The 6,438-nt window shown below is 64.0% G+C and carries 7 protein-coding genes; 5 read left to right on the top strand and 2 right to left on the bottom strand.

Features of this window, described 5'->3' with window-relative positions:
- Positions 1 to 206 (bottom strand): hypothetical protein (locus tag F568_RS25220; protein ID WP_040475733.1); only part of this gene is annotated, 206 nt, incomplete at its 3' end.
- A gap of 118 nt (positions 207 to 324) precedes the next feature.
- On the opposite strand from F568_RS25220, the gene F568_RS0102575 reads away from it, so the two are divergent.
- Entirely contained in the window at positions 325 to 999 is a 675-nt protein-coding gene (locus F568_RS0102575; RefSeq protein ID WP_019017135.1) for a Fe2+-dependent dioxygenase, read from the top strand.
- Between the two features lie 42 nt (positions 1,000 to 1,041).
- Here F568_RS0102575 and F568_RS0102570 read toward each other — a convergent pair whose 3' ends face one another.
- Positions 1,042 to 2,205 (bottom strand): glycerate kinase, encoded by a 1,164-nt coding sequence (locus F568_RS0102570; protein WP_019017134.1) that lies wholly within the window; start codon positions 2,203 to 2,205, stop codon positions 1,042 to 1,044.
- Between the two features lie 180 nt (positions 2,206 to 2,385).
- Between F568_RS0102570 and F568_RS0102565 the strand changes: the two genes are divergently transcribed.
- The 4 genes from F568_RS0102565 to F568_RS0102550 are packed head-to-tail and all read left to right on the top strand — an operon-like array spanning position 2,386 to position 6,435.
- Positions 2,386 to 2,937 carry a hypothetical protein gene (locus tag F568_RS0102565; RefSeq protein WP_019017133.1) on the top strand — a complete coding sequence of 184 codons (552 nt, stop codon included), beginning with the start codon at positions 2,386 to 2,388 and terminating at the stop codon, positions 2,935 to 2,937.
- Positions 2,934 to 3,293: a hypothetical protein gene (locus tag F568_RS0102560; RefSeq protein ID WP_019017132.1), complete on the top strand. Its 360-nt coding sequence runs from the start codon at positions 2,934 to 2,936 to the stop codon at positions 3,291 to 3,293. Before F568_RS0102565 ends, F568_RS0102560 begins: the two co-directional genes overlap by 4 nt.
- The gene (locus F568_RS0102555; RefSeq protein ID WP_229804217.1) at positions 3,290 to 5,104 is read left to right on the top strand and encodes a sensor histidine kinase; all 1,815 of its coding nucleotides are present in this window, start codon (positions 3,290 to 3,292) and stop codon (positions 5,102 to 5,104) included. The genes F568_RS0102560 and F568_RS0102555 overlap by 4 nt, the downstream gene beginning before the upstream one ends.
- Positions 5,101 to 6,435: a sigma-54-dependent transcriptional regulator gene (locus tag F568_RS0102550; protein ID WP_019017130.1), complete on the top strand. Its 1,335-nt coding sequence runs from the start codon at positions 5,101 to 5,103 to the stop codon at positions 6,433 to 6,435. The genes F568_RS0102555 and F568_RS0102550 overlap by 4 nt, the downstream gene beginning before the upstream one ends.
- The last annotated feature ends 3 nt before the right edge of the window (positions 6,436 to 6,438 follow it).

Here is a 6,438-nt window from a genome sequence, read left to right as displayed (position 1 = left end):
TCGCCACCTTCGCCACCGTGGCTTTCGCTACCTTCGCCGCCGTGGTGCTCGCCACCTTCACCGCCGGCCTGTGTCTGGACGTTGCCATGCTGCTCGCTGGCTGTTTTGCCGGTCGCTGGCTCTTCGGCCCACGCCGCTTGGCCGGTAGCGGTCAGGAAGGAGGCCATGCCGATGCCGACCCAAAGCTTTAGGCGCTGTTCTGTCATTGTGTGCTCCTAGGCAGGTAAATACATGTGACTGGATCTTTCCGAGTGGCGTTAAGGTAAACTAAGCGAGAGTAATTTGCATTAATTGTTAGATTGCAATGAATTGGAGGACTTGCGGATGATTATCTGCATCGCCGATGTACTGGATGCCGACACGCTGACAGCGCTTCAGCACGAGCTGTCCAGCGATGCGCTGTTCGTCGATGGGCGCAAGACGGCGGGTTGGCACGCCCGCGAGGTCAAGCGCAACGAGCAGGCCGATGGCAGCCAGTCCGGCGTGCGTGACTGGCGTGACAAGGTCGGCGAGGCGATAAGGCGCCATCCGCTCTTCCAGATGGCTGCGCGACCGGCGCGCATGACTCCGGTGCGTTTCAGCCGTTACCAGCAGGGAATGCACTACGGAAACCATGTCGACGATCCGGTCATGGGGGGCGATCATCCACTGCGTACGGACCTGTCATTCACGTTGTTTCTCGAGTCGCCTGATGACTACGACGGGGGCGAGCTGATCACCGATACCAGTGCCGGTGAGCAGCGCTACAAGCTGCCGGCGGGTGCGATGATTCTCTATCCCTCATCGACATTGCATCGCGTCGAGCCGGTGACCCGAGGCCGCCGCCTGGCGGCAATCGGCTGGGTACAGAGCCAGATTCGTGACCCCGCTGCCCGCGAGATTCTCTTTGACCTCGACACGGCCCGCCGGCAATTATTCGAGCGCGAGGGCAAGTCTCACGAATTCGACCTCGTCACAAAGTCGCTGGCCAACCTTCAGCGGATGTGGAGCGAAATCTGACCTGCCAAGTGAGCCTTTTCCGCTGACGCGCCGGATCCCGTCTTACCGGGCTTGCCGGGCTTCCTCCGTAGCACGCCGGGGTGCCACGAATAGCCGCGCGACGCCCTCGGCGCGGTCGGCGAGCAATTCAGCACAGCGCGGCAGGGCTTCATCCAGCGTCATCAACCTGTCGGCAAGCGCAAAGGCGGCGGTGACGCCCTCGTCGTAGGCGGCTTGCCAGCCGGGGCCCAGTCGGCCGGCAAGGACCACAACCGGGACACCATGCCGACGGGCGGCGCGAGCAATGCCGATAGGCGTCTTGCCTGCCAAGCTCTGTCCGTCGAGCTGGCCTTCACCGGTGATCACCAGGGCCGCCCCATGCAGATGACGGTCGAACCCCGCCTGGTCCATGACCAGCTCAATGCCCGGACGCAGCTCAGCGTTCAGGAACGCACATGCCGCAAAGCCCATGCCGCCGGCAGCGCCGGCGCCCGGCAGGTCGCGATGATCTTCGCCCAAGGTGTCGGCGACCCGGTCCGCGAAATGGGCCAGTGCTGCATCGAGGCGTTCGACATCTGCCTCGCTGGCTCCCTTCTGTGGCCCGAACACTGCACTGGCACCGCGCGGCCCAAGCAGCGGATTATCGACATCGACGGCGGTTTCCACCTGCAACTGGGCCAGGCGCGGATCCAGCCCCGACAGGTCGAGCCGGTCCAAGTCGGCCAAGGCCGCTCCGCCTGGCGGGAGCGGACGACCCTCGGCGTCGAGCAGGCGAGCACCCAGAGCCATGAGCATGCCGGCGCCGCCGTCGTTGGTGGCGCTGCCGCCCAAGGTCAGTAGCAGACGCTCGGCGCCGACATCCAACGCGGCAAGGATCAGCTCACCGACGCCGCGGGTGGTGCTGTGCAGGGCGGTGCGTTCACCACAGGCCAGAGCCTGAAGTCCGCTGGCCTCGGCCAGCTCCACGTAGGCGGTGCGTGAGGCAGCATGCCAGCCCCAGCTGGCGCGTGTGGCCCGGCCCAAGGCGTCGTGCACCCGGGCCTCGCGGCGTTCGGCCCCGGTCGCGGCCAGCAGGGCGTCCAGCGTACCCTCACCACCATCGCCCATGGGGCATTCGACAAGTTCCGCCTCGGGCAGGGCGCGGCGCAGGCCGGCGGCAATGGCGGCCGCAGCAGCCTGGGCTGGCAAGGCATCCTTGTAGCTGTCGGGGGCAATCAGGATCCTCATGCGTTCCTCGCTGGGTTATGGTTGTCATCTCTGACTATCGCGCACTCCACGATCGACGACAACGCACGTGCCGGGGGAGACGACATGAACGATTGCTCTCCCTATGTGTGCCCGGGCGTGACTACGCTCAAGTCATGCCAGGCGCTAACCGTCAGGCAACAACCATGCGTGAGGTGAACCATGTCCAGCTTGCGAAGCAGTCTGATCGTGATGGGAGTCGTATTGCTTGGCGGCTGCCAGTCCATGTCCTCTCAGGACCCGCTGTTGCAAGACGCTGCCGACGTACCGGCGGAATGCCGCTGGACGCGCAGCGACAACGTCAGCCGCGATCGTTGGCTGAGGGCCGCCGTGGATGAGCTTGAGGCGCGCAACTACGAGATCACCAACACCGAGGCAGCGCTTGGCGTCGTCAGTGCCGAGCAGCGCACGCGCCGGCCCGGCCTGAGGGCAGCAGGCCGCCCCTGGTTCGGGGTCAGCACGCTGTGGGGCAGTTTCGGGAGTCGTTCCGGCGTGGGGGTCGGTTATGGAATGCACTTCGGTGACGACCCGGTCGAAGTCGAGCGCTTGTCGATGGTAATCGACGAGGATGCCGTAACCGTAACGCGCGATATCAGCGTCATCGACACCGATGGCTATCTGGTCGATGCGCGTCCCGCGAATCGGCCCGACTTCTGCCGTGACTTCAGCGCGTCTATCGAGTCTCGCCTGCTCGTCGAAGGACCACTGCAATGAAACGCTTGCCAATACTACTACTGCTGGGGCTGGCGCTGACGGCCTGCGCTACAACCTCAATGCCATTGCCCGACCGCCAGGTCCGTGTCGAGGCGTCGACCGAGCGGGCGCTCGAAGTGGGGTTGGATGTGCTGGTCGAGCGCGGCTTTGTAATTCGCCTGGCCGACGTCGGGTTGGGACGCATCGATGCCGTGCGTGCCGCGCGGCCGGGCTATGTGGTTCATTACAAAGTACGTGAGGCGACGACCGGCACCTGGGTCGCTCTGTCGGGTCGTCGTGGTAATGACGCCATCGAGCCCCATCGCTTCGATCCGCTGTTGACAGAAATAGCCACACGCCTGGAGCCGGTACAGTGAAGGAGGCATGTCACCGGGGTTTACAGCGGGGACTGATGGGCGGATTGGCCGCCCTGATCGTGGCCTCGCTGTGGTGGGTGTGGCACTGGCAACTGACCAGCGAAACCCGTGAGGCTCTCAGCCATGCCGAAAGCCGCTTGGCCCTCTATTCGAGCAGCCTCGAGGGGGCTTTGCAGCGCTTTACCTATTTGCCCGGTCTGATGGCTCGGCAACCTCTGGTTCGCAACGCCCTGGAGGGCGACGGTGCTTCACTGGAAGAGCGAGTCAACGTGCACCTGGCTCGTGTTGCCGAGCGCTCGGGGGCTGAGGCGATCTATCTCATGGATACTCGAGGCGAGACGCTGGCGGCCAGCAATTACGATTCCCCGCAGAACTTCATCGGCCATCGCTATCACTATCGCCCCTATTTCATCGAGGCCATGCGCGGCAGGCAAGGCGAATTCTTTGCGGTGGGCAGTACCACCGGCCGCCCCGGCTATTTTGTATCGGCGCCTGTCTATGCGAGTGACGACGCCCGGCGCATCGTCGGCGCGTTGGCGGTGAAGGTATCGCTGGAATCGCTGCAGGAAGATTGGCGACAGGCCGATGAGAAGGTGTTTCTGACCGATGCCAATGGCATAGTGATCCTGTCCAGCCGGCCCGCCTGGCGATTCCGCCGCCTTGGGTCGCTTGACAGCGGTGCGTTGGCAACCATCCGCAGCCAGCGTCAGTTCATTGGCAATCCATTGGCCCCGCTGGGCCATCGACTGGCCGATGGCTCCCTGTTGATCGGCTCGGCCGGGATCGGCGAACGCTTCTTTACCCAGGCCAACCCGCAAGGCACGTTGGGATGGACGATGCACTACCTGGTGCCGGTGCGCCCCTTGTACGTCAGTGCACGCAACGCGGTGCTGGCTGGCATTGCCGTGTGGATGACGCTGGTACTGCTCGGGTTGTGGCTACGCGAACGCCAGCAACGCCTGCGTCTGCGGCTGCGAGAGGCCAGTATCATGCGCGAAGCCAACGAACGTCTGGAAACCCGGGTGGCGGAGCGTACCCGCGAACTGGAATCGGCCCAGGCCGAACTGGTCCAGGCAGGAAAACTGGCGGCGCTGGGCACCATGGCAGCAGGCATCGCGCATGAGCTCAACCAGCCGTTGGCGGGCATTCGTACCTATGCCGCCAGCGGTGCCCGGCTGCTCGAACGGGGCCGTCAGGAGGCGGCCGCCGACAATTTTCAGCGCATCCAGACACTTTCCGATCGCCTGGCCACCCTGATTCGGCAGCTCAAGCTGTTCGCCCGTAAGGGCGGCGCAAGAGAACCGGTCGACCTGCTGGCCCGACTCGACTTCGTCCTCGAATTGCTCGGTGACCGCCTTTCCCGTCAAAACATCGCGTTACATCTCGACCTGCCCAGTGAAGAGGCGCGTCCGGTCTGGGTGGCAGGCGATGATATTCGCCTGGAGCAACTGTTGACCAATCTGTTGCGCAATGCCCTGGACGCCCTGCGCGAGGTCGCTTCCCCCAGTCTGGAAATCCGTGTCGCGGTACATGACGAGACGGTGGTGCTGACGGTTATCGACAACGGGCCAGGTATCGATGCGCAGACGCTCAAGCACCTGTTCGATCCTTTCTACACCACCAAGCGTGTCGGTGACGGGCTGGGGCTGGGGCTGTTCATTTCCTACGGTATCGTTCAGGATCTCGGCGGTCGCATTCATGCCGACAATCGTCCGGCATCGCAAGGCAGCGGTGCCTGTTTCCGTGTCGAGCTGCCTGGGCTACAGGGCAAGGCCCGGGTCCGGCCAACCCGCGAGGAGACACAGACATGAGCGAGCTGCCGGTGTGGCTGGTCGATGACGACCCTGGCGTACGCGAATCGCTGACGCAATGGCTGGAACTGTCCGACTTGCCGGTAAGGGCCTTCGATTCTGCCGAGGCGGCCCTGGCCGAGCTCATGAGCGGCGCCGATTGTGGGGTACTGATTTCGGACGTGAAAATGCCCGGTCTCGATGGGCTGGAACTGCTGCGCCAGGTGCAGGCGTGCGATGCCGGCCTGCCGGTCATGTTGATTACCGGCCATGGTGATGTGCCTATGGCGGTCGAGGCCATGCGCGAGGGGGCGTGGGACTTCATCGAAAAGCCCTTCGAACCCGAGCGACTGGAAGAGCGGGTGAGACGTGCCTTGGAACGGCGCCTGTTGCATCACGAGAACAATCGTCTGCGCCAGGCGCTGCGTCAGGGCGATCTGACGGCGCGCTTGTTGGGCGAATCGTCCGGCATCCGGCGCTTGCGAGACCAGATCGGTAACTTGGCTTCAACGCGGGCCAACGTGGTAATCCGTGGCGAGACTGGCAGTGGCAAGGAAGTGGTCGCTCGGTGTCTGCACGATTTCGGCACGGCCCGACAGTCTCCGTTCGTGGCCCTCAACTGCGGTGCCATCGCCCCCGACCTGATCGAATCCGAGCTGTTCGGACACGAGAAGGGGGCGTTCACGGGTGCGGTGGAAAGCCGCATCGGCAAGCTGGAACATGCCAGCGGTGGCACGCTGTTCCTCGATGAGATCGAGTCCATGCCGCTGTCGGCGCAAGTCAAGCTGCTACGGGCCCTGCAGGAAGGCGAGATATCCCGGCTAGGCAGCAATGAGATAATCCGCCTCGATCTGCGTGTGGTGGCTGCGACCAAGGTTGACCTGCTGGCCCTGGCCGCGCAAGGCGAATTCCGTGAGGATCTCTATTACCGGCTGGCCATTGCCGAACTTGCCATTCCGCCGCTGCGCGAGCGCCGCGAGGATATCGGCATGCTGTTCATGCACTTCTGCCGCCAGGCAGCCGAGGTCCACCAGCGTCCGCCGCGCGACCCTGACAGCGAGTTGCTTGCCGCACTCGGCCAGCATGCCTGGCCCGGCAACCTGCGTGAGCTGCGCAATGTTGCCACACGCTTTACGCTGGGGCTGGACGTGCCGCAACTGGCCGAGCCGACAAGTGACAGCGAAGGCTCGTTGAGTGAGCAGGTCGCTGCATTCGAGTCTGCCTTGCTGCGCGCCGCCCTGGTCCGCCATAGGGGCAATATCCAGGCGGTTCTGGATGAGCTGGAGTTACCGAGGCGGACGCTGAACCAGAAGATGCAGAAGTATGGGCTGCGCCGCGAGGCCTTCCTCTAGGAA

Source organism: Modicisalibacter luteus DSM 23508 (assembly GCF_000378505.1).
Taxonomy (GTDB): domain Bacteria; phylum Pseudomonadota; class Gammaproteobacteria; order Pseudomonadales; family Halomonadaceae; genus Modicisalibacter; species Modicisalibacter luteus.
Note: the sequence above shows the minus strand (reverse complement) of the source record. Positions and strands in the feature narration are given on the sequence as shown.